We start from the raw sequence: 21,274 nt of genomic DNA, 5'->3' as shown, positions 1-21,274 counted from the left end.
CCCGCGAAGGCGGGGGCCTCTGGCGGCATAGGAGAGGTCGGACGTGCCACAAACCCGGAGGCCCCTGCCTTCAGCCGCAGGCTGAAGTTTATCCTGAGCGCCTGCCTTGCAGGCAGTCGAAGGGCAGGGGCGACGGAATCAAACGATCTCGAACAGCCCCGCTGCGCCCATGCCGCCGGCGGTGCACATCGACACCACCACCCAGCGCACCCCGCGCCTCCTGCCCTCGATCAGCGCATGCCCCACCAGCCGCGATCCGGTCATCCCGAACGGATGCCCGACCGCGATCGCGCCGCCATCGACATTGTACTTCTCGGGATCGATGCCCAGGTGATCGCGGCAATAGAGGCACTGGCTGGCGAACGCCTCGTTCAGCTCCCACAGCCCGATATCGCCGACCGACAGCCCGGCGCGGTCGAGCAATTTGGGGATGGCGAACACCGGCCCGATGCCCATCTCGTCGGGCGCGCACCCGGCCGCCTGGAAGCCGCGATAGACGCCCAGCACCTCCTTGCCCTCGGCGCGCGCGACGTCGAGGTCCATGACGATCTGCGCCGCCGCCCCGTCCGAAAGCTGGCTGGCGTTGCCCGCGGTGATGTTGCGCCCCTCGGCGATCACCGATCCGCCCTTCCACACCGGCTTGAGGCCGGCGAGACCTTCGGCCGTGGTGCCGTCGCGCAGGCCTTCGTCGTGCGTGACCGTGATCTGCTCCTGCCCGGTCACCTCACCGGTCTTGTCGAGCACGTTCTTGGTGACCGTGATCGGCGCGATCTCGGCATCGAACCGCCCCGCCGCCTGCGCCGCGACCGCGCGCTGCTGGCTCATCGCGCCGAACGCGTCCTGCGCCTCGCGGCTGATGCCGTAGCGCTCGGCGACGATCTCGGCGGTCTCGATCATCGCCATATAGGCGTGCGGCTCCTTCTCCAGCACGCTCTTGTTGGCGAAGCGCGGCGCGTCCTTGGTGACGGTGTAGCTGATCGATTCCATGCCCCCCGCCAGCGCCACGTCGATATCGCCCGCGATGATCGAGCGCGCGGCGAGCGCAACGGCGGTCAGCCCCGATCCGCATTTCCGGTCGAGCGTGAAGGCCGGCACGCTCTGCGGCAGCCCGCCGGCGAACACCGCCATCCGTCCGGCATTGCCGCCCTGCGTGCCCCATTGCCCGCCGACGCCCCAGAAGATGTCGTCGATCCGCGCCGGATCGATCCCGGCGCGCTCGATCGCGGCGTTCATCACATGGCCGGCGAGCACGGGCGCCTCGGTGGCGTTGAAATAGCCGCGATACGCCTTGCCGATGCCGGTTCGCGCGGTGGACACGATGGCGGCTTGCCGCATTCCGATTCTCCCTCTATTTTCGTAAACGCGGTATGGAGAAGCGGGACGCTCCTCGCAACCGCGATGTGGAGAGACGCGTGGAGCATTTCGACGTCATCATCGTCGGCGCGGGGCTGTCGGGCATTGGCGCGGCGCATCACCTGCAGCTCGAAAGCCCCGGCAAGACCTATGCGATCCTCGAGGGGCGCGAGAATATCGGCGGCACCTGGGACCTGTTCCGCTATCCCGGCATCCGTTCGGATTCGGACATGTTCACCCTCGGCTATTCCTTCCGCCCCTGGACCGAGGCCAAGGCGATCGCCGACGGGCCCTCGATCCTCAAATATGTCAAGGCCGCGGCGAAGGACGGCGATATCGAGCGCCACATCCGTTTCCGCCACAAGGTGCAGGGCGCAAGCTGGGACAGCGAGACCGCGACCTGGACGGTGCGGGCGACCAATGACGGCGCGCCCGTCACGCTCAGCTGCAATTTCCTCTTCATGTGCACCGGATATTACAACTACGACGCCGGCTACACGCCCGAGTTCGCCGGGCGCGAGGATTTCGGCGGGACCGTCGTCCACCCGCAATTCTGGCCCGAAACCCTCGATTATGCGGGCAAGAAGGTCGTGGTGATCGGTTCGGGCGCGACCGCGGTCACCTTGGTGCCCGAAATGGCCAAGGACGCCGCCAGGGTGACGATGCTGCAGCGCTCGCCCACCTATGTCGTCTCGCGTCCCGGTGAGGACAGGATGGCCAACTGGCTGCGCGCCAAGCTGCCCGCCAAGCTCGCTTACGGCATCGTGCGCTGGCGCAACGTCGCGTTCCAGCTGTTCTTCTTCAATCTGGCGCGCAAGCGGCCGCAGAAGATGAAGGACCGGCTGCTCGGGATGGTGCGCGAGCATCTCGGCCCCGACTACGATGTCGATAAGCACTTCACCCCGCGCTACAACCCGTGGGACCAGCGCCTCTGCCTGGTGCCCGACGCCGACCTGTTCGAGGCGATCAAGGCGGGCAGGGCGGACGTCGTCACCGACCATATCGACCGCTTCGTGCCCGAAGGCATCAGGCTCGAATCGGGTGAGACGCTGCCCGCGGACATTATCGTCACCGCCACCGGCCTCGACATGAAGCTGCTCCACGGCGTGACGCTGACGGTCGACGGCGAGCGCGTCGAACCCGGCCAGCGGCTGCAATATAAGGGCATGATGTATTCGGGCGTGCCCAACCTCGCCTCGTTCTTCGGCTACACCAATGCCAGCTGGACGCTGAAGGCGGACCTCACCGCGCACTATGTCTGCCGCCTGCTCAACCATATGGACAAGACCGGCACCCGCATCGCCACGCCGGTGCTCGACGATCCGAGCGTGGAGGAGGTGCCTTTCCTCGATTTCACCTCGGGCTATGTCCAGCGCGCGCTCGGCCATCTGCCCAGGCAGGGATCGAAGGCCCCGTGGAAGGTCCACCAGAACTACGCCAAGGATCTGATCGCGCTCAAATACGGCAAGGTCGCCGACGGCACGATGCGCTTCACCAAGCCGGCTCCGGTCGCTCGCAAGAGCGAACCGATGCTGGAGGCGGCTGAGTAATCAGGCCGCGAACAGGTCGCGGTGCCCCTCCAGCGCCAGCAGATACTGCTTGGCCGGAAGCCCGCCGCCGAAGCCGGTCAGCGATCCGTCGCCGCCGATCACCCGGTGGCACGGCGCGATGATCGACAGCGGGTTCTGCCCATTGGCCGCGCCGACCGCGCGGAACGCCGTCGGCCGCCCCACCTGCCGCGCGATCTCGCCATAGCTGCGCGTCTCGCCGAACGGGATGGTCAGCAGCGCATTCCACACTGCCTTCTGGAAGTCGGTCCCAACCATATCCAGCGGCACCGAGAAACTGGTCCGGTCTCCGGCGAAATACTCGCCCAGCTCGCGCTCGGCATGCAGCAGCACCGGATGGTCGGGCGCCTCTTCAAGCTCGGCCAGCTTCACCCGGCCCGGCCGGTCGTCGTGCCAGATGATGGCGACCAGCCCCTTGTCGCTCGCGACCAGCTTCAGCGGTCCCACCGGTGAGGCGATCGTCTTGGTGAACTGGGTCATGTCGGAACTCCTGGAATGTCTGGGCCCGATCTAGAGCATCACAGGCCGGTCCGCGCCCCGCATCTTGCGGCCAAAGCGAAGGAGGCTGGCGCGCCCGGCAGGAGTCGAACCTGCGGCCTCAAGATTAGAAGTCTCGTGCTCTATCCAGCTGAGCTACGGGCGCGTCGCTGAAGCCCCTAGCGCGGATTGCGGCGGCGCGAAACATCGATAGGGTCGCGCGCATGACTCAGGGGGATTTCGGCGTTCGCGCGATTCGCGCCGATGCGGCGACGGGTACGCATTTCCGCTATTTCGATTTCGTCATGGCGGCGTTCGTCACCGTGCTCTTGCTGTCGAACGTGATCGGCGCCGGCAAGGTGGCGGAACTGGGCGGCGTCACCTTCGGCGCGGGCATTCTGTTCTTCCCGCTTGGCTATGTCATCGGCGACGTGCTGACCGAGGTGTACGGCTATGCCCGCGCGCGGCGCTGTATCTGGGCCGGCTTCGTCGCGCTGCTGTTCATGGCGCTGATGAGTTGGGTGGTCGTCAGCCTGCCGCCCGCCGCGGGCTGGCTGGGACAGGACGCGTACGAGACGGTGTTCGGCCAGGTGCCGCGCATCGTCTTCGCCTCGATCATCGCCTTCTGGGCGGGTGAGTTCGTCAACTCCTTCGTCATGGCGCGGATGAAGATCTGGACCAAGGGCAAGGCGTTGTGGAGCCGGACCATCGGATCGACCATCGTAGGACAGGGCGTCGATAGCCTGATTTTCTATCCCCTCGCTTTCCTTGGCGTGTGGGAAACACGGCAGGTGCTGATCGTGATGGCCACCAACTGGGCGATGAAGGTCGCCTGGGAAGCGGTTCTGACCCCCGTCACCTACGCGGTCGTCGGCAGCCTCAAGCGCCGTGAAGGGGTGGACGTGTTCGATACCGGCACCAACTTCACGCCTTTCAGGACGCGGGTGTGAACTCGCTCCAGACCGCCAAGCTCTGGCTGATCGAAGGCGTCGGCCTCGCCAGGGACGCGCTGCACATCTATGTCGGGCTGATCCTGCTGCTGGGATCGGCGGCGCTCTTCCGCTGGCCGCTGAGGGGCGGCAAGCCGTGGCTGGCGGTGCTCGCCGCGGCGCTGATCGGGGAGGCCTGGGATATGCTCGACCGGCTCCGCCTGGGGCTGACGCAATATCCGGCGGGCAATTGGAAGGATATCTGGAACACGCTGTTCTGGCCGACCGCGCTGACGCTGCTTGCGCGCTACACCCGACTGCTCAAGCGCTAGGCGATCGCGGCGACCAGCCCCTCGAACAGCCGCCTCCCGTCGTCGCCGCCGTGCGCGGATTCGATGCGGCGTTCGGGGTGGGGCATCATGCCCAGCACGTTGCCCGCCTTGTTGACGATGCCGGCGATGCCGCGCGCGGCGCCGTTGACCGGCTCGGCATAGCGGAAGGCGACGCGGCCTTCCCCTTCCAGGGCGTCGAGCGTCGCGTCGTCGGCGAAGTAGCTGCCGTCATGGTGCGCGACCGGAAAGGTGATCGTCTCGCCCTTCTGGTATCCGTTGGTGAAGGCGGTCTGGCTGTTTTCGACCGTGAGCGCGACGTCGCGGCAGACGAAGTTCAACCCGGCGTTGCGCATCAGCGCGCCCGGCAGCAGGCCCGTCTCGGTCAGCACCTGGAAGCCGTTGCACACGCCCAGCACCGGCACGCCGCGCTCGGCGGCCTCGATCACCGCCTTGACGATCGGCGAGCGCGCGGAGATCGCGCCGCAGCGCAGATAATCGCCGTACGAAAAGCCGCCGGGCAGCGCGATCAGCCCGGTTCCGTCGGGCAGCTCGCTATCGCCGTGCCACACCATCGCCGGCGCGCGCCCGGTGACCGCCTCCAGCGCGACCGCCATGTCGCGATCGCAATTGGATCCGGGAAAGACGATGACCGCGGTCTTCATGCCGCCGCCTTTTCGATCCGGTAGTTCTCGATCACGGTGTTGGCGAGCAGCTTGCGGCACATCGCGTCGAGATCGGCATCGCTGGTGCCGTCCGCCACGTCGAGCTCGATGAGCTTGCCCGCGCGCACATCGTTGACGCCGTCAAAGCCGAGGCCGCCCAAGGCGTGGTGGATCGCGCGCCCTTGCGGATCGAGCACGCCCGGCTTGAGGGTGACGAAGATGCGGGCTTTCATGGTGGCTGAGGCTCCTGTCCGGATGCGCGCTCCTATGGCGATTGCGGGTGCGGGCGGCAAGGGAAACGTCCCTTTAACCAGCCGGTGCGATGATGCCGCGTCGATGAACGCCGTCCTGGATTGCGGCGGACGCGTATGGGGTTGTGACTATGGCAATGCTTGCGATCGCGATGTTCGTGGCGCTGTTTGCGTTCGGCAAGCAGATCTTCGGCTGGACCGACACCGATGGCGACGTCCAGCTGGCCATGATCGCCTCCTTCCTCTTCGGGGTGATCGCGGCGTTCCGCAACCGCAGCTGATCGGGTCGGCTCGCGCTCAGAAATAGCGCGCGAGGCCGAAGCGGATGCGCGTGCGGTCGTTGGAGAAATATTCGATCCCGCTGATCGTGCGATAGGTTGAGACGGTGAGCGAAGGCGAGAAGCCCATCAGCTGAAGCTTGCGGTTGCCGACGGTCAGCCGGCCATTGACCCGCCAGTCGCGGCGCGGCTCCGCGGAGAAGAGCGGAATGGCCGCGTCATAGACCGCGCGTGATGCGCCGATATTGGCGCCCGCATTGAACCCCCAGGGCAGCTCCGCGCCGATGCCGATCGCGGCGCCCCCCTCCTTGTTCGAATAGGCGGGCGCATTCAGCCATTCGCGCCGCGCGAATATGCTGGCCGAGGCGATCGCATTGCGCGCGACCGCATGTTCGTAAGAGGCGTAGACGCCCGCCTGCCAGCCGTCATAGCCCGCGTCGAACATCGTATCGGTGCGGCGCGCATCGATCTGCACGCCGACGCGGCTGATGTCGCTGAGCGCCACTTGCACAGCGACGCGCGCGCCCGCCTGGCGGCTCGCCAGATCGCCGCCGAACCAACGCTGCGCCCCAACCGCCTGCGCCGAAACGCTCAGGCTGTCGGAGAGGCGGAACTCGGGTCCGGCGGCGAATTGGGCGGTATAATCGTCGAAGTCGCTGCCGCCGTAATCGGTGCCGTTGAGGTCGAGATCGAGCAGCATCGACGCACGATCGGCGACCGGCAGCCGCAGGCCGGCCTGGATCAGCCCGGTGAGCCCGGTTCCCGAGCGCGCCTTGGCGGCTTCGTCCAGCGTGAATTCGAGCGGGGTGTCGCCGAAAAAGAGCGTGACGCCGTTGGCGTCGGTGGCGTTGTTGATGTTCGAATCGGGCGCGAAGCCCAGATCGACGTTGAAGGTCCATGCCCGCTTGGAACGGATGATGTTGCGCGCGCTGCGCACCACGCGCGCGATGTCGGGCGGCAGCGATTCGTCCGCCTGCGCCAGCTTGAAATGATGGTCCGCGCTCGCGGTCTTGCCCTGCAGCAGATAGGCGCGGGCAAGCTCCAGCCGCACGCGGGTCTGGCCGGGATCGTCGGAAAGGATCGCGCGATACTCGCCGATCGCCGTGTCGAGATCCCCTTCCTCGGCGGCAATGAAGCCGGTCAGATAGCGGGTCTCCAGCTTCAGCGCCGGATCGCGTCCCAAGGCGGCGAGCATCGGCTTCGCTTCGGCATAGCGCTTCGCCGCGATCAGCGCCTGCACCTCGACGAGCAGTTGCGGCGCGGTGAGCCGCGCCTTGCAGGTGTTCGCCACGCACTGGTCGATCAGCGGGCGCGCGGCGACCTGCGCCAGCGCGGGGCCGGCGAGGAAGAGGGGGAGGGCGGCCGTCAGCGCCGCCCCGAACCGGATCATTTCTTGCCCGTGAACGCGCCGAGGATGTCGATCCGCTCGTCGGGCGTGCCGCCGACCACGCGGAAGCCGCCGCCGATCTCTTCCGCGCCTGGGCCGAAGAAGGCGCCGTCGATGCTCGATCCGGCGATGTTCAGCGTGAAGGTCGAGCCGTCGGGCCGGCGGAACGACGCGCTGTCGAACTGGCCGAAAAAGCCGCCCTTGCCGACCAGGTCGATCGCGGCATGCGCATTGGCGGTGAAGGTCGAGCCTTCGGGCATGTCGTGGTCGCCATCCGAATAGGCGTCGCGCGCGATCGGCCCGACGCGGCCGGTGAAGCTGGACAGGATGCCGAGCGTGCCGAAATCGACCGTGTGCGTGCCCGATCCGGTGATCCACTGGAAATAGGTGTCCGCGGCTGCGCCGGGATCGTCGAGCTTCGGATTGAACACCATCGATGCGATCATGTCGCCGCTGAACGTGGCGCTGCCCGAACGCGGCACCGCGCTGTTGGGCGTGCGTTCGCCATAGGCGAATGCCGCGCGTTCCAGCGTGTAGTTGTTCTCCAGATACTTGTACGGATCGCCGTTCGCGTCGAGCTGGCCTTCCACCGTGACCTCGACCACGTTCACCTTGTTGCGGACGAAGCCCGCATAGGTCACATAGCGCGTGGTCGTGCCGGGCTTCTGATAGAAATAGGTGACGACGTCCGATTGATATTGGTTGCCGCCATAGGGCAGCGTCGAATAGCTCGGCTCCGGATTGACATAGGGCGGCAGCGGATCGCCTCCGCCCGAGCCGGCCTGCAGATACTGGATGTTGCGGTTGTCGATATCGGGCACGCCGGCCTGCGGTTGGCGTGCGCCATCGAAATCGGTGCGGTGCGCCGGATCCTGGAAACGAAGCGGCGAGGTGTCCACGCCGGCCTTGGTGCGGTTGATCGTCAGTTCGAAGATCGCATCGCGAGGCGAATAGGCGATGGTGATGCCGCCGTCGCGCGCGGTGGTCGCGTCGCCCGCATAGAGCTCGCTATACTGGCCCGAGGCGTCGGATCGCGTGGAATAATTGTAGGAATGGACCGAGCCCACGCCTTCATAGACCTTGTTCTGCGTCGGTTCGACGAAGCTGTGCGCGGTCGGTGTCGGCGTGCCGCCGCCGCCGGGTACGGGCGGGGGCGCGGTGCCGCCGACAGCCTCCGGTCCGCCGCCGCCGCCGCAAGCCGCCAGCGCGGTTGCGCTCATCAGGATCAAATAGTTGCGCATCGTGAGGCCCTTCGAGGAAGACTGATCTCTCGAAGGGCGGGATAACCCGCTGATGGTTAAACAGCCTTTAAGGCCGATCCCCGCTTCGGCGCTTTATTTGCCGCGGCGCTTCCGGTGGCTGTCGAGATCGAGCACCGCGGTGTCGCCGCCTTCGGGCAGCAGGCCCAGCCGGCGCGCGACCTCCTGATAAGCCTCGACCTCGCCGCCCAGATCCTGGCGGAAGCGATCCTTGTCGAGCTTCTCGTTCGATTCCATGTCCCACAGGCGGCAGCCGTCGGGGCTGATCTCGTCGGCCAGGATGACGCGGGCATAATCGTTGTCCCAGATGCGGCCGAACTCCAGCTTGAAGTCGATCAGCCGGATGCCGACCGCGGCGAACAGGCCGCACATGAAATCGTTCACCCGAATCGCCAGGTCGGCGATGTCGTGCATCTCCTCCTGGCTCGCCCAACCGAAGCAGGCGATATGCTCGTCGGCGACCATCGGATCGCCCAGCGCATCGTCCTTATAGTAATATTCGATGATCGTGCGCGGCAGCTGCGTGCCTTCCTCGATCCCCAGCCGCTTGCTCAGCGATCCGGCGGCGACGTTGCGCACGACGACCTCGATCGGGATGATCTCGACCTGGCGGATCAATTGCTCGCGCATGTTGAGGCGGCGGATGAAGTGCGTCGGCACGCCGATGTGCGAAAGGAGCGTGAAGACATGCTCGCTGATGCGGTTGTTGAGCACGCCCTTGCCGCTGATCGTGCCCTTCTTCTGCGCGTTGAACGCGGTCGCGTCATCCTTGAAATACTGGATCAGCGTGCCGGGTTCGGGCCCCTCGTAGAGGATCTTGGCCTTGCCCTCATAGATCTGGCGGCGGCGGGACATGGGCGGTCGGGCTTCCTTGTCGCAAAAAGAACGGCCCCGGCGGCGCGGGAGATGTGGACTCGCGCGAGCCGGGGCGTGGAGGCGCGCCTATAGCCGATGGCGCGCAGGGCCGCAATCAGGCGGGTGTTGACAGCGCGGCGCTATGTGTCCACATCATGTGTGCACAAGGAGCTGGGTCATGGCAACGATGGCGACGGAAGTGGGTGTCCGCGAGTTTCGTGGTAATCTCAGCGCGTACCTTACGCGGGCGCAGCGGGGCGAAAGGTTCGTCGTGATGTCGCGCGGCAAGCCCATCGCCGAGCTGGGTGAAGTGCGTGACGCCGTGCGCGATCCGCGCAAGCCAGGCGCTCTCAAGGGCAAGATCTGGATCGCGGAGGATTTCGACGAAATGGACGAAGACCTGCTCGATATCATGGAGAACGGGCCGATATTCCCTTGAAGCTGCTGGTCGACACCCATGTCCTGTTGTGGTGGCTGGAGGATGACGGGCGCCTTGGCAGCCATGCCCGCGATTGCATCAGTGATCCGGCCAATATCGTTCTGATCAGCGACGTGTCCTTGTGGGAGATCGCCATCAAGTCCCGCATAGGCAAGCTGAAGGTGGATTCGAGCCTGATCGAGCGCGAGGCCGCAGGGGCTGATTTCACGCGGCTTGCGATCAGGCCCAACCATATCCACGCTGTCCTGAGACTGCCCGATCATCATCGTGATCCGTTCGACCATCTGATAATCGCCCAAGCGATTATCGAAGATGCCACGTTGGTCACCGCTGATCGAAGGATCGGTCGCTATCAGGCGAAGACGATGGTCTGCAGCTAGGTCACCCGACTCCGCTCCGCAAAGCGGGACTCGCGCCAGCGTTCAGTGGCGAGAACTTCGCCCAGTATCTCGGTCGCTCGCCACACATCCTCATATCCGGTGTAAAGCGGCGTCAGGCCAAATCGCAGAATGTCGGGCGCGCGGAAATCGCCGATCACGCCGGCTTCGATCAGCGCATTGTTGATGGGCCAGGCGTGCGGATGGCGGAACGAAATATGCGAACCGCGCGCGGCGGGATCGGCCGGGGTGACGCACTCCAGGCCGGGTGCCGCGGCGCGAGCGGCGAACAGATCGAACAGACGCGCGCCCTTGGCTTCGAGCGCTGGCATCGACACCCCGTCGAAGGTTGCGAGGCCGGCTTCGAGTGCGGAGAGCGCCAGCACCGGCGGCGTGCCGCACAGCCAGCGGTCGATGCCGGGCGCGGGCTCGTAGGCGTCGGTGAAGGCGAAGGGCTGGGCATGGCCCATCCAGCCCGACAGGGGATTGGCCAGGCGATCCTGATGGCGTTCGGCGACGAACAGCCAGGCCGGCGCGCCGGGCCCGCCGTTGAGGTATTTGTAGCCGCAGCCGACCGCGAGGTCCGCATCGGCGCTGTTCAGGTCCACCGCGACCGCGCCGGCGCTGTGGCTGAGGTCCCAGAGGATCATCGCGCCGGCGGCGAGGGCCGCGGCCGTAATCGATTTCATATCATAACGTTGCGCGGTCTTGTAGTGAACATGCGTCAAGACGACGAGCGCGGTGTCCGCGCCGATCGAAGCGGCAATTGACTCGCGGGTGACAATCTCCAGCCGCGCGCCGGGCACGCATCGCACCGCCCCTTCGGCGACGTGCAGGTCGGTCGGGAAATTGCCCGCCTCGCTCAGCACCGTTCGCCGCTCGCCCGCCTGCAACACGGCGACAATGAGCTTGAAGAGATTGGCGGAGGTGGAATCGGCGGCGATCACCTCGTGCGGAGCGGCGCCGATCAGGGGGGCGATCTTCGCGCCGACGCGGCGAGGGGCCTCGATCCAGCCCTCGTTCCAGCCGCGGATGAGCCGGTCGCGCCATTGGCGTTCGACCAGGTCTGCCTGCCTGGCGGGCGTCGCGGCGGGCAGCGCGCCGAGCGAGTTGCCATCTAGGTAGATCACCCCCTCGGGCAACGCGAAGCGGTCGCGGCAGGCGCGGAGCGGATCGGCGGCGTCGGCGGCGCAAGCCTCTTCCAGCGTCATCGGCCTAGCGCCTGCTCGATCGCCTGGGCGGCGCGCGCCCATGCCGGGCTGTCGGGCGCGATCAGCTCGACATGGCCCTGGTCCGGCACGATGTGGACCGTCACCTCGTCGCCCGCGGCGCGCATCTTCGCTGCATAATCACCGGCGAAATGCGTCGGGATGATGCGGTCGGCGTCGCCGTTCACCAGCACCTGTTCCACGCCCAGCGGCGCCAGCTGCGGGATGGAGGTGTCGCGATAGACCTGGCGGCTGGATATCGTCGGCGGGCCGACCAGCTGGTCGATCACTTGCGGACCGCAGCCCTGTTCCTCGGCACGCGCCTGCTCCAGATCGGGCAGGCCGCCCAGGCTGACCACCGACGCGATCGGCAGCGGGTCGCCAGTGCGCAGCCTGCTGTCCGCCGGCAGCTTCGGCCGGCCGGCGAGCCACAGCGCCAGATGCCCGCCCGCCGAATGACCCACCGCGACCACGCGCGAAAGATCGAGCCCATGCGCCGCGGCATTGGCGCGCAGCGCGTCGGCCGCCCTGGCGACGTCGTGGAAGGTGCCGGGATAGCCGCCGCCGGGCCGGTCGACGCCGCGATAGTCGATGTTCCACACCGCGATGCCGCGCCCCCTGAGATCGTCCGCGATCCACGCCATCAGCGTGCGATCGGCGACGCTGGTCGTCCAGCAGCCGCCATGGACCATCAGCACGGTGGGAAAGGGGCCGTCTCCGGCGGGCTTCCACAGATCGACGACCTGATACGGATCCTCGCCGTAGCGGACCTCGACATCGGGCGCAGGCCGCGCACGGCTGGTGAGATCGTCCCACGTCATCGGCGCGCGGGTTTCGGGAGCGGCGGTGGAGCAGGCGGTCATGAGCAGGAACACCGGGACGAGCAGACGGGCGCGGACCATGCGTCACTGCTAATGGCAGCGCCCGGCCGCGGCAATGCCCGCCCTGGCTACTTGCGGCGATCGCCCTTGCGACGTTCGCCGGTCCGCCGTTCCGGCCCGGCATAGTCCGGGTCGTCCTGAACGCGCCGGTCAGCGCCGCGCCGGTCTTGCGAACGCCGTTCCTCGTTCGATGATGGCCCGTCGGACATCGTCGCGACATAGACGAAACCACGAATATCCGCAATTGAGCGGGTCGATATCGTCCAGCCGATACTTGTCCCTCATCCGCACTTCTGCCGACGGCGGCGCCAGGGCGCGTCGTATTCGCGCGCCACGAGTATTTCGAAGCCGCGCATCAGCCGGGTCACGAGCTTGTGGATATCGGTGCTGAGCGCCGCATGATTGTCGGCCCAGCCCTTGAAGTCATCGGGGTGTTGCATGGCAGCCTCCATCGTCCTGTCCGATGGAATTGGCGATTATCCGCGCGGCGCGCCAACAAGGAGTTGGCGGGCTTTCATAAGCGGTGCTAATGATGAGAGATGATCCCGCTGCCCCCGCTCGCCGCCGTTCGCGTGTTCGAGGCGGCGGCGCGGCACGCCAACTTCACCCGCGCCGCGGAGGAGCTGGGGATGACCCAGGCCGGCGTCAGCCAGCAGGTCAGGCTGCTCGAGGACCGGCTGGGCTTCCCGTTGTTCGCGCGCGGCAAGCGCGGCGTCGCGCTGACCGAGGCCGGCGCGCGCATCGCCGCTCAGCTCCACCCCGCGCTCGAACGTATAGCCACCGCCTTCGCCGAGGCCCGCTGCGAGGACGCATCGGTGCTGAGCGTCAGCAGCTCGAACACCTTTGCGGTCAACTGGCTTGCCGGGCGGCTGGGCGGGTTTCAGATGGCGCGGCCCGATATGGCGGTGCGGCTGCACGTGTCCGACAGCTTCGTCGATTTCGCCCGCGACGGGATCGATGTCGCGGTGCGCGGCGGCAAGGGACCGTGGCCGGGACTGAAACGCCACCTGCTGATGCGCGTGACCATCGCCGCGGTGATGAGCCCGGCGCTGGCCGCGGCGCACGGGCCGTTCGCCGCGCCCGCCGATCTCGCCCGGCTGCCGTTGCTCAGCCCCGACGATTTCTGGTGGGATATCTTCTTCGGCGCCGCCGATGCCGCGAAGGACGCGCGGACGCGGCCCGCCATCCGGCTCAATTCGCAGGTGATGGAGGGGCGCGCGGCGGTGGCGGGGCAGGGGGTGGCGATCGTCAATCCGCTGATGTGGCAGGCCGAGCTGGCGAGCGGCCTGCTCGTCCAGCCCTTTCCCGGCGTCGACGCCGATCACTACTTCTGGCTGGTCTACCCGGAAGAGCGGGCAAACGTGGCCAAGATCCGCGCCTTTCGTGACTGGATCCTCACCGAAGGCGCGGAGGGACTCTCGCCTCCCGCGCCGTCGCCTGCTAGCGACGGCTAATGGACCCGACGACCCACGCCACCGACACCCCCTTCGATACCGCGCTGTCCGAACGCTATCTGGTCTATGCGCTGTCGACGATCACCGCGCGTTCGCTGCCCGATCTGCGCGACGGGCTGAAGCCGGTCCATCGGCGGCTGCTCTGGGCGATGCGGCTGCTGCGGCTCGATCCGGCGGCGGGCTACAAGAAGTGCGCGCGCGTGGTGGGTGACACGATCGGCAAATACCACCCGCACGGCGACCAGTCGGTCTATGACGCGATGGTCCGGCTCGCGCAGGATTTCGCGCTGCGCTACCCGCTGGTCGACGGGCAGGGCAATTTCGGCAATATCGACGGCGATAACCCCGCCGCCTACCGCTATACCGAGGCGCGGCTGACCCAGGCGGCGATCGACCTGATGGCTGGCCTCGACGAAGGCACGGTCGATTACCGCCCGACCTATAATGGCGAGGAGGAAGAGCCCGAGATCTTCCCCGGCCTGTTCCCCAATCTGCTCGCCAACGGCGCGAGCGGCATCGCCGTCGGCATGGCCACCAGCATCCCGCCGCACAATGTCGCCGAGATCGTCGACGCCGCGATCATGCTGGTCGATCAGCCCGATGCCGAGGACGCCGCGCTGCTCCAGCATGTCCGCGGCCCCGATCTGCCGACCGGCGGGATCATCGTCGACAGCCCCGCCGCCATCGCCGAGGCCTATGCCACCGGGCGCGGGTCCTTCCGCGTCCGGGCGCGCTGGCACAAGGAGGATGAGGGGCGCGGCCAGTGGCAGGCGGTTGTCACCGAAATCCCCTACGGCGTCACCAAGGGCAAGCTGATCGAAGCGATCGCCGCCCTGGTCAACGAGAAGAAGCTGCCGATCCTCGCCGATGTCCGCGACGAATCGGACGCCGAGATCCGCATCGTCCTCGAACCGCGCAGCCGCACGGTCGAGCCCGAGCTGCTGATGGAAAGCCTGTTCCGGCTGACCGATCTCGAATCGCGCGTTGGCCTGAACCTCAACGTGCTCGATGCCGATCGCACCCCGCGCGTGATGAGCCTGAAGGCGGTCCTGACCGCCTGGCTCAGGCACCAGTTCGAGGTCCTGCTGCGCCGCTCGCAGCACCGCCTGGCCAAGATCGACGACCGGCTGGAGCTGCTCGCCGGCTATATGATCGCCTTCCTCAACCTCGACCGGGTGATCCAGATCATCCGCACCGAGGACGAGCCGAAGCCGGTGATGATCGACGAGTTCGGCCTGACCGACCGTCAGGCCGAGGCGATCCTCAACATGCGGCTGCGCAGCCTGCGCCGGCTGGAAGAGATGGAGATCCGCAAGGAGCAGGACGCGCTGACCAGGGAGCGCGAGACGCTCGCAGCGCTGATCGACAGCCCGGCGCGGCAGCGCACGAGGATGAAGAAGGACCTGGCGGCGCTCGGCGCGCGCTATGGCCGCGATACGGCGCTCGGGCGCCGCCGCACCGATGTCGAGGAGGCCGCACCCGCGCGCGACATCCCGCTGGAGGCGATGATCGAACGCGAGCCGATCACCGTCATCCTTTCCCAGCGCGGCTGGATCAGGGCGATGAGCGGGCACCGCGATCTCGCCGCCGCCGATACGCTGAAGTTCAAGGAGGGCGACGGGCCGTTGTTCGCCTTCCATGCGCAGACCACCGACAAGCTGCTGCTGTTCGGTGCGAACGGCCGCGCCTGGACGCTGGCCTCCGACAAGCTGCCCGGCGGGCGCGGCTTCGGCGAGCCGGTGCGGCTGCTGCTCGATATAGAGGGCGAACAGGAGATCGTCGCGCTGCTGCCGGCACGCACCGACGGACGGCTGCTGCTCGCCTCCAGCGACGGCCGCGGCTTCGTCGGCCGGGTCGCCGACGTCATCGCCGAGACGCGCAAGGGCAAGCAGGTGGTCAATCCTCGCCCCGGTGCGCGGTTGCGCGTCGTCCGGCCGATCGCCGCCGGCGCCGATTATGTCGCGGCGATCGGCGACAACCGCAAGCTGGTGGTATTCCCCCTCGCCGAGCTGCCCGAGCTTGGGCGCGGGCAGGGGGTGCAGCTGCAGCGCTACCGCGACGGCGGGCTTTCCGACGCGATCGCCTTCACCTTCGCCGAGGGACTGAGCTGGACGATGGGCGGCGAGAGCGGCCGCACCCGATCGGAGCCCGATATGTCGCCGTGGCGGACCGCGCGCGGGGCGGCGGGGCGGATGCCGCCCAACGGCTTTCCGCGCCACAATCGTTTCGTTTGAAACTGTCCCAAAACCGGCCAGTTTAAGGCGTTCTTAACCTTCTTCGCCCTACGCCCATGCCCGCATGGCGGATGCGCAGGCCCTCGACCAGAAAACCCAGGATGCGCTGGCGGCGAGCCGCGCTGCGGCGGGGGCGCACATCAACCTGCTGCCGATCCCGGCGGCGGTGGTGCAGGGGCCGGGCGAGCTCGAGATCACCGCGGCCAACGGGCCGTTCCTGCGGGCCGGGCTGATGGGCGATGAGCGCCATCCCGGCTTGATGGTGGCGCTGGGCGCACGCATCGCTGGCTTCCTTGCCAGCAAGGCGCTGACCACCAGCTTTCCCTGGCAGGCGGGCAGCCAGATCGACGGGCGGCAATATGAGGTGACGATCGCCCGGCGCGACGCCAATTTCCCCGGCTGTCTGGTCACCCTGGTCGATCGCACCGCCGAGCTGCGCACCGCCAGGCATGCGCGGCGCGAGATGTTCACCGATCCGCTGACCGGGCTGCTCAACCGCGCGGGTTTCGCCGACAGGATCGAGGAACTGATCGACCTCGACCAGGGCAAGCCCGACAATCATGCGGTGCTGGTGGTCGATCTTGACCGCTTCAGCCGGGTCAACGCGTGCCTGGGCGGCATGACCGGCGACGAGCTGCTGATCACCGCCGCCCGCCGGATCAAGTCCGCGCTGCGCGGGCACGATTCGCTCGCGCGCACCGGCGGCGACGAGTTCGGCATATTGCTCGCGCTCGATAATGGCGTGGCCGACGCGTTGCAGGTCGCGGATCGCGTGCGCGGCGCGCTGGCGGCGCCGTTCCGCCTCTCCGAATTCGACATCCGCATCGATTGCTCGATCGGCGTGGCGCTGGGCGGCGACGCCGCCGACGCGGACGATTGCGCGCAGGACCTGATCCGCAACGCCCAGTTCGCGGTCAAGGCGGCCAAGGCGACGCGTAAGGTCGAGATCTATCAGGCGGGCGCGTTCGATATCGAGCGCCGGCGCTTCGGGCTGGAGACCGACCTGCGCCGCGCGATCGATTCGGGCGAGCTGAGACTGAGTTACCAGCCGATCGTCGACCTGGGCTCCGGCCGGATCGTCTCGTTCGAGGCGCTGACCCGCTGGCGGCGCGCGGACGGCGATGTCTCGCCCGGGGATTTCATCCCGGTCGCCGAGGAATCGGGCCTGATCGTCCCGCTCGGCCGCTGGGTGATGGACGAGGCGGTGCGCACGCTCGCCGACTGGCGCCAGCGCGGCGATCCGGGGCAGAGCATCGGCATGTCGATCAACCTGTCGGCGATCCAGTTCCAGCAGGACGATGTCGTCCGCTGCCTGCGCCAGGCGCTGGCCGAGCACAAGGTCGAGGGGAGCGCAATGACGCTCGAGCTCACCGAGAGCGCGATCATCGGCGATCAGTCGCGGATCGGCGAGACGATGCGCGCGCTGCGCCGGCTGGGCGCGCGGCTGGCGATGGACGATTTCGGCACGGGCTATTCGAGCCTGTCGCTGCTCCAGAAGCTGCCGATCGACATCCTCAAGATCGACCGCAGCTTCGTCACCGCGATGCTCGCCGACCGCGACAAGCTGGCAATCGTCCGCGCGATCCTGAGCCTCGCCCAGGCGCTTGGCAAGGCGACAACGGCGGAGGGGATCGAGACCAATGCGCTCGCCCAGACGTTGGGCGCGCTCGGCTGCACCTACGGCCAGGGCTATCTCTACGCGCAGCCGCTGGAGGCCGAGCAGGCCTATGCCGAGTTGTGCGCGCGCAACCAGTGATCGGCGACGTCGCGGGCGAGCTGGTCGACGCGCGCTGAATCGGGGAAATCCTCGGCGATCCAGGCGTCCTCGACCTGCTTCATCAGCTGCGCGACATCGGGCCCGGCGGTGACGCCGAGCGCGACGAGCCGGCCGCCGCCGAGCGGCAGGCGGGGCGGGGTCCAGCCGGCTATCGCGGCGAGGATCGCCGGCAGCGCGGCGTCCGGGGCGGAGCGCAGCGCCCGGTCGAGCAGCGCGACGACGCCGATCCGGTAGGCGAGCGCGCGGGGCGGCCGCGCCGGGTCGAGCGGCACGACCGCCGCGGCGAGCCGCTTGCGGCGGGCGTTGGAGAGGCGGAGGCGTATGGCGATCTCCTCGGCCAGGGCCGGATCGTCCGGCAACAACGCCGCCAGCCGGCGGTCGGGATCGGGAGCGATGGCGTGCTCGGCTTCGCGCGCGGCGAGTTCTTCCAGGCGCGCGACGCCTTCCGCGTCGATCTCGGGCAGGACGGCGCGGAGGACGCCGCGATCGACCATCACCCGCAGCACCTCGGGCGCGCGGGGGGAGGGGAGCAGCTTGGTCAACTCGTCGGCGATGCGTTCGCGCGACAGCGCCATCAGGTCGTTCGCGCGCGCGGCGCACGCGTCGAGCGCCGCCCCGTCCATCTCCGCGCCGCCGAAACGCGCATGGAAGCGGAAGTAGCGGAGAATCCGCAGATGGTCTTCGGCGATGCGGAGCAGCGGATCGCCGATGAAGCGGACGCGGCCGGCGGCGAGATCGTCCAGCCCGCCGAACGGATCGAACACCTCGCCGGTGGCGGGATCGGCATAGAGCGCGTTGATCGTGAAATCGCGGCGGCCGGCGTCCTCGCACCAATCGTCGGTGAAGGCGACGGTGGCGTGGCGGCCATGCGTCTCGACATCGCGACGCAGCGTCGTCACCTCGATCGGGCCGTCGGGCAGGACGGCGGTGACGGTGCCGTGCTTGAGGCCGGTCGGCACTACGGTAATGCCGTTTGCGCGCAGACGTTTGATTACGGTGTGGGGCTGATGGACGGTGGCGATGTCGATGTCGCTCACCTCCAGCCCCAGCAGCGTGTCGCGGACCGCGCCGCCGACGAAGCGGGCATGCCCTTCGCCGAGCGCCGCGATCAGCGCGTCGAGCCCTGCGCGATGCCGCCAGGGCGCCTCGGGCAGGATCACCGCGTCCATGCCAGCCTGCGCGCGAGATTGACGACGATGGCGGCGGTCGCGCCCCAGATGCGGCGGTCCTGCCAGAAGATCTCGTAATAATGCCGTTCGCGGCCCAGCCATTCGACGCTCGCCTCGCTATGGTTGGCGGGATCGAGAAGGTGGTCGAGCGGCATCTCGAACCAGTCGGCGACCTCGCCGGCGTTGGGCGCGAGCGCAAGGTCCGGCGGAATCACCCCAAGCACCGGCGTCACGTCGAAGCCGGTGATGGTGCGGTAGCCGTCCGCCACGCCGGCCACCTGGACGATCGAGGCGGGGATGCCCAGCTCCTCCTCGGCCTCGCGCAGCGCCGCCGCGGTCGCATCGGCATCGCCGGGATCGATCCGCCCGCCGGGAAAGGCGATCTGGCCGGCGTGGCGCGACAGGTCCGCCGAACGCTCGGTGAGGATGACGCCGGGGCGCGGCCGATCGGTGATCGGCACCAGCACCGCGGCGCGCATCAGCGTCTCGCCGTCGGCCATATCGGCGTCGCGCGTATCGCCGATCAGCAGCTCGATCTCATGCGAAGGATCGGCTTGGAGCGCGGCGCGCAGCCGCTCCGCCAGCGTCATTGGTCGCCCTCGAAGGGAAAGAAGGCGCCGTCGCTCCAGACGCCCGGCGGCTGATGGCCCTCCGCGAGCGCGATCTCGGCGAGTTCGTAGAAGACGCTGCGCGCGACCAGCGCCTCGAGGCGGCCGCGCACCAGCAGATAGGGGTGAGGGCCATCGTCCTTGGCGGCGAATCGCAGCGGATGCGCCTGCCCGGCCACGACCAGCTCTCCGGTGTTGAGGCGGAAGGCGAGCCTGGCGTCGCGCCCCGCGCCCTCGCGCTTCAGCTCGACAGCGACGAAGGGCGCGTCCTCCACCGCGATGTCCAGCTTCTCCGCCGGGGTGACGAGGACGTGGCGGCCATCGGCCTCGCGCCTGAGCACGGTCGAGAACAGCCGCACCATCTCCTTGCGGCCGATCGGCGATCCCTGGTGGAACCAGGTGCCGTCGCGCGCGATGCGCATCTCGCTGTCGCCGCAATGCGAGGGGTTCCACTGATCGACCGGCGGCAGTTTCCGTTCTGCGACGAGGCGCGCGGCGTCGGCGATGCTCAGGCTGGCGAGATCGGGGGGCGGCGGCATCGGCATCGAATGCAGGTAGGCGAACCCGCGCGCCCGCGCAAAGGGTCAACGCGGGGCGAGCATTCCCGACAGGCCGCGCGCGCGATCGCCTGTCATCCGGGCGAGCAAACGGTGTGGTTCCCACGGGCCGGGCAGGCGCCAGCCTGCCGTCCCCGACGCGTCGAAGCCAAACTGATGATAATAGTCCGGATCGCCGACCATCATCAGCACATCGCCAAACGGATCGGTTTCCGCCGAAGCCAGCATTGCCCACATCATCGCGCGGCCGACACCGGTGTTCTGGCGCGCCGGCTCGACCGCCACCGGTCCGACCATCACCATCGGTTCGCCGTCCAGCGCGACGGGCCAGCATTGCAGCGTGCCCGCGAGCGCGCCGCCGTCGAACGCCGCGAAGCTCAGCGCCGGGATCGCCATCGCGCCCTCGCGCAGGCGATATGCCGTCCGCCCGTGCCGATCCGCGCCGAACGCGCGGTCGAGCAGCGCTTCGATCGCATCGGGCGTCACCGCGGCGAGCGGGGCGAGGGTGAGCGCGGCGAGCGTCATTGTCGTAGGAGGACGCGCGCTTTACCCTCGTCCGCGCCAAAGGGAAGGCCGAATCATGAAGCTGTACGACGCCGTCTGGGCGCCGAGCCCGCGCCGGGTGCGCATCTATCTCGCCGAAAAGGGAATCGAGGTGGATCGCGAGGTGATCGACCTGCGCGCCGACCAGCAGCTCAGCCCCGAATATCTCAGGATCAATCCGCGCGGGGTGGTGCCCGCGCTGGCGCTGGACGATGGCGAGGTGATCACCGAATCGGGCGCGATCTGCCGCTATTTCGAAGCGGCGCAGCCCGAACCGCCGCTGTTCGGCACGACGCCGGTCGAGATCGCGCGAATCGAAAGCTGGACCCGCCGCATCGAGCATGAAGGCTATGACGGGGTGGTGAAGGTGCTGCGCAACACCATCCCCGCGATGCGCGACCGCGGCCTGCCCGGCAAATGGCCGGTGATCCCGCAAATCCCCGAGCTGATCGACCGCGGCACGATCATGTGGAGCGCGTGCCTCGAAGCGCTCAACACGCAGCTTGCCGGCAGCACCTGGATCGCCGGCGAGGATTTCAGCTTCGCCGACATCACCGCGCTGGTGACGCTGGATTTCGCCCGCGCGGCGAAGCTGGCCGTGCCCGAGGCTTGCCGCCATGTCGGACGCTGGTATCAGGCCGCGTCGGCGCGCCCCAGCGCCGGGGCTTGATTCCGG

25 protein-coding genes and 1 tRNA gene are annotated in these 21,274 nt (G+C 68.0%); 10 read left to right on the top strand and 16 right to left on the bottom strand.

Annotation, left to right across the window (positions count from 1 at the left end):
• Positions 1-138: 138 nt before the first annotated feature.
• Complete coding sequence (locus D1610_RS05330) at positions 139-1,335, bottom strand: acetyl-CoA C-acyltransferase (protein WP_118863122.1); 1,197 nt, start codon at positions 1,333-1,335, stop codon at positions 139-141.
• Positions 1,336-1,367: 32 nt separating this feature from the next.
• Between D1610_RS05330 and D1610_RS05325 the strand changes: the two genes are divergently transcribed.
• Positions 1,368-2,903, top strand: a complete 1,536-nt coding sequence (locus D1610_RS05325) for a flavin-containing monooxygenase (RefSeq protein ID WP_118863121.1) — start codon at positions 1,368-1,370, stop codon at positions 2,901-2,903.
• Here D1610_RS05325 and D1610_RS05320 read toward each other — a convergent pair whose 3' ends face one another.
• Positions 2,904-3,401, bottom strand: coding sequence for a methylated-DNA--[protein]-cysteine S-methyltransferase (locus D1610_RS05320; RefSeq protein ID WP_118863120.1), 498 nt, complete (start codon positions 3,399-3,401; stop codon positions 2,904-2,906). It abuts the gene before it with no gap.
• Positions 3,402-3,487: 86 nt separating this feature from the next.
• A tRNA-Arg gene (locus D1610_RS05315) sits at positions 3,488-3,564 on the bottom strand.
• 58 nt (positions 3,565-3,622) lie between these two features.
• Between D1610_RS05315 and D1610_RS05310 the strand changes: the two genes are divergently transcribed.
• Both D1610_RS05310 and D1610_RS05305 read left to right on the top strand, forming a co-directional pair.
• On the top strand, positions 3,623-4,348 hold the full coding sequence (locus tag D1610_RS05310) for a queuosine precursor transporter (protein WP_118863119.1): 726 nt from the start codon (positions 3,623-3,625) through the stop codon (positions 4,346-4,348).
• Positions 4,345-4,659 carry a hypothetical protein gene (locus tag D1610_RS05305; protein WP_118863118.1) on the top strand — a complete coding sequence of 105 codons (315 nt, stop codon included), beginning with the start codon at positions 4,345-4,347 and terminating at the stop codon, positions 4,657-4,659. The genes D1610_RS05310 and D1610_RS05305 overlap by 4 nt, the downstream gene beginning before the upstream one ends.
• On the opposite strand, the gene purQ is transcribed toward D1610_RS05305, so the two are convergent.
• Positions 4,656-5,321, bottom strand: a complete 666-nt coding sequence (gene purQ / locus D1610_RS05300; protein ID WP_118863117.1) for a phosphoribosylformylglycinamidine synthase subunit PurQ — start codon at positions 5,319-5,321, stop codon at positions 4,656-4,658. The two genes, D1610_RS05305 and purQ, sit on opposite strands and share 4 nt — an antisense overlap.
• Positions 5,318-5,554 carry a phosphoribosylformylglycinamidine synthase subunit PurS gene (purS, locus tag D1610_RS05295; protein WP_118863116.1) on the bottom strand — a complete coding sequence of 79 codons (237 nt, stop codon included), beginning with the start codon at positions 5,552-5,554 and terminating at the stop codon, positions 5,318-5,320. The genes purQ and purS overlap by 4 nt, the downstream gene beginning before the upstream one ends.
• A 155-nt stretch (positions 5,555-5,709) precedes the next feature.
• Here purS and D1610_RS17000 point away from each other — a divergent pair, with 155 nt between their 5' ends.
• Positions 5,710-5,853, top strand: coding sequence for a hypothetical protein (locus D1610_RS17000; RefSeq protein WP_222926975.1), 144 nt, complete (start codon positions 5,710-5,712; stop codon positions 5,851-5,853).
• Between the two features lie 16 nt (positions 5,854-5,869).
• Here the strand turns inward: D1610_RS17000 and D1610_RS05290 are convergent, their stop codons facing one another.
• From D1610_RS05290 to purC, 3 genes are all read right to left on the bottom strand, one after another.
• Positions 5,870-7,240, bottom strand: a complete 1,371-nt coding sequence (locus D1610_RS05290; RefSeq protein WP_118863115.1) for a surface lipoprotein assembly modifier — start codon at positions 7,238-7,240, stop codon at positions 5,870-5,872.
• A complete protein-coding gene (locus D1610_RS05285; protein ID WP_118863114.1) occupies positions 7,237-8,478 on the bottom strand; it encodes a HupA family protein in 1,242 nt (413 codons plus the stop codon). Before D1610_RS05285 ends, D1610_RS05290 begins: the two co-directional genes overlap by 4 nt.
• A gap of 93 nt (positions 8,479-8,571) precedes the next feature.
• Entirely contained in the window at positions 8,572-9,351 is a 780-nt protein-coding gene (gene purC / locus D1610_RS05280; RefSeq protein ID WP_118863113.1) for a phosphoribosylaminoimidazolesuccinocarboxamide synthase, read from the bottom strand.
• Between the two features lie 178 nt (positions 9,352-9,529).
• Between purC and D1610_RS05275 the strand changes: the two genes are divergently transcribed.
• Together D1610_RS05275 and D1610_RS05270 are read left to right on the top strand one after the other, a co-directional pair.
• Entirely contained in the window at positions 9,530-9,790 is a 261-nt protein-coding gene (locus D1610_RS05275; RefSeq protein ID WP_118863112.1) for a type II toxin-antitoxin system Phd/YefM family antitoxin, read from the top strand.
• Positions 9,787-10,170, top strand: a complete 384-nt coding sequence (locus D1610_RS05270; protein WP_118863111.1) for a type II toxin-antitoxin system VapC family toxin — start codon at positions 9,787-9,789, stop codon at positions 10,168-10,170. The genes D1610_RS05275 and D1610_RS05270 overlap by 4 nt, the downstream gene beginning before the upstream one ends.
• Here D1610_RS05270 and kynU read toward each other — a convergent pair.
• The 4 genes from kynU to D1610_RS16995 form a co-directional block, all read right to left on the bottom strand.
• Entirely contained in the window at positions 10,167-11,378 is a 1,212-nt protein-coding gene (kynU, locus tag D1610_RS05265) for a kynureninase (protein ID WP_118863110.1), read from the bottom strand. The genes D1610_RS05270 and kynU overlap by 4 nt on opposite strands.
• Entirely contained in the window at positions 11,375-12,277 is a 903-nt protein-coding gene (locus D1610_RS05260) for an alpha/beta hydrolase (protein WP_182466709.1), read from the bottom strand. The genes kynU and D1610_RS05260 overlap by 4 nt, the downstream gene beginning before the upstream one ends.
• Before the next feature lie 47 nt (positions 12,278-12,324).
• Positions 12,325-12,465 carry a hypothetical protein gene (locus D1610_RS17235; RefSeq protein ID WP_222926939.1) on the bottom strand — a complete coding sequence of 47 codons (141 nt, stop codon included), beginning with the start codon at positions 12,463-12,465 and terminating at the stop codon, positions 12,325-12,327.
• Between the two features lie 72 nt (positions 12,466-12,537).
• Entirely contained in the window at positions 12,538-12,696 is a 159-nt protein-coding gene (locus D1610_RS16995) for a hypothetical protein (protein WP_182466708.1), read from the bottom strand.
• Between the two features lie 99 nt (positions 12,697-12,795).
• On the opposite strand from D1610_RS16995, the gene D1610_RS05255 reads away from it, so the two are divergent.
• The 3 genes from D1610_RS05255 to D1610_RS05245 all read left to right on the top strand — a co-directional run bounded on the left by D1610_RS05255 (position 12,796) and on the right by D1610_RS05245 (position 17,700).
• Positions 12,796-13,710, top strand: coding sequence for a LysR substrate-binding domain-containing protein (locus D1610_RS05255; protein ID WP_182466707.1), 915 nt, complete (start codon positions 12,796-12,798; stop codon positions 13,708-13,710).
• The gene (gene parC / locus D1610_RS05250) at positions 13,710-15,944 is read left to right on the top strand and encodes a DNA topoisomerase IV subunit A (protein WP_118863109.1); all 2,235 of its coding nucleotides are present in this window, start codon (positions 13,710-13,712) and stop codon (positions 15,942-15,944) included. Before D1610_RS05255 ends, parC begins: the two co-directional genes overlap by 1 nt.
• Before the next feature lie 64 nt (positions 15,945-16,008).
• A complete protein-coding gene (locus D1610_RS05245) occupies positions 16,009-17,700 on the top strand; it encodes a putative bifunctional diguanylate cyclase/phosphodiesterase (RefSeq protein WP_118863108.1) in 1,692 nt (563 codons plus the stop codon).
• Here D1610_RS05245 and D1610_RS05240 read toward each other — a convergent pair.
• The 4 genes from D1610_RS05240 to D1610_RS05225 are packed head-to-tail and all read right to left on the bottom strand — an operon-like array spanning position 17,670 to position 20,580.
• Complete coding sequence (locus tag D1610_RS05240; RefSeq protein ID WP_118863107.1) at positions 17,670-18,890, bottom strand: CCA tRNA nucleotidyltransferase; 1,221 nt, start codon at positions 18,888-18,890, stop codon at positions 17,670-17,672. The genes D1610_RS05245 and D1610_RS05240 overlap by 31 nt on opposite strands.
• A complete protein-coding gene (locus D1610_RS05235; RefSeq protein ID WP_118863106.1) occupies positions 18,878-19,480 on the bottom strand; it encodes a CoA pyrophosphatase in 603 nt (200 codons plus the stop codon). Before D1610_RS05235 ends, D1610_RS05240 begins: the two co-directional genes overlap by 13 nt.
• On the bottom strand, positions 19,477-20,043 hold the full coding sequence (locus tag D1610_RS05230; RefSeq protein ID WP_118863105.1) for a DUF1285 domain-containing protein: 567 nt from the start codon (positions 20,041-20,043) through the stop codon (positions 19,477-19,479). The genes D1610_RS05235 and D1610_RS05230 overlap by 4 nt, the downstream gene beginning before the upstream one ends.
• A gap of 39 nt (positions 20,044-20,082) precedes the next feature.
• Entirely contained in the window at positions 20,083-20,580 is a 498-nt protein-coding gene (locus D1610_RS05225) for a GNAT family N-acetyltransferase (RefSeq protein WP_118863104.1), read from the bottom strand.
• 55 nt (positions 20,581-20,635) lie between these two features.
• On the opposite strand from D1610_RS05225, the gene D1610_RS05220 reads away from it, so the two are divergent.
• Complete coding sequence (locus D1610_RS05220; RefSeq protein WP_118863103.1) at positions 20,636-21,268, top strand: glutathione S-transferase family protein; 633 nt, start codon at positions 20,636-20,638, stop codon at positions 21,266-21,268.
• Positions 21,269-21,274: the final 6 nt, after the last annotated feature.

The organism is Sphingomonas gilva, assembly GCF_003515075.1.
GTDB lineage: Bacteria > Pseudomonadota > Alphaproteobacteria > Sphingomonadales > Sphingomonadaceae > Sphingomonas > Sphingomonas gilva.
The sequence above is the reverse complement of the archived record's forward strand: the minus strand, read 5'-3'. Positions and strand labels throughout refer to the sequence as shown.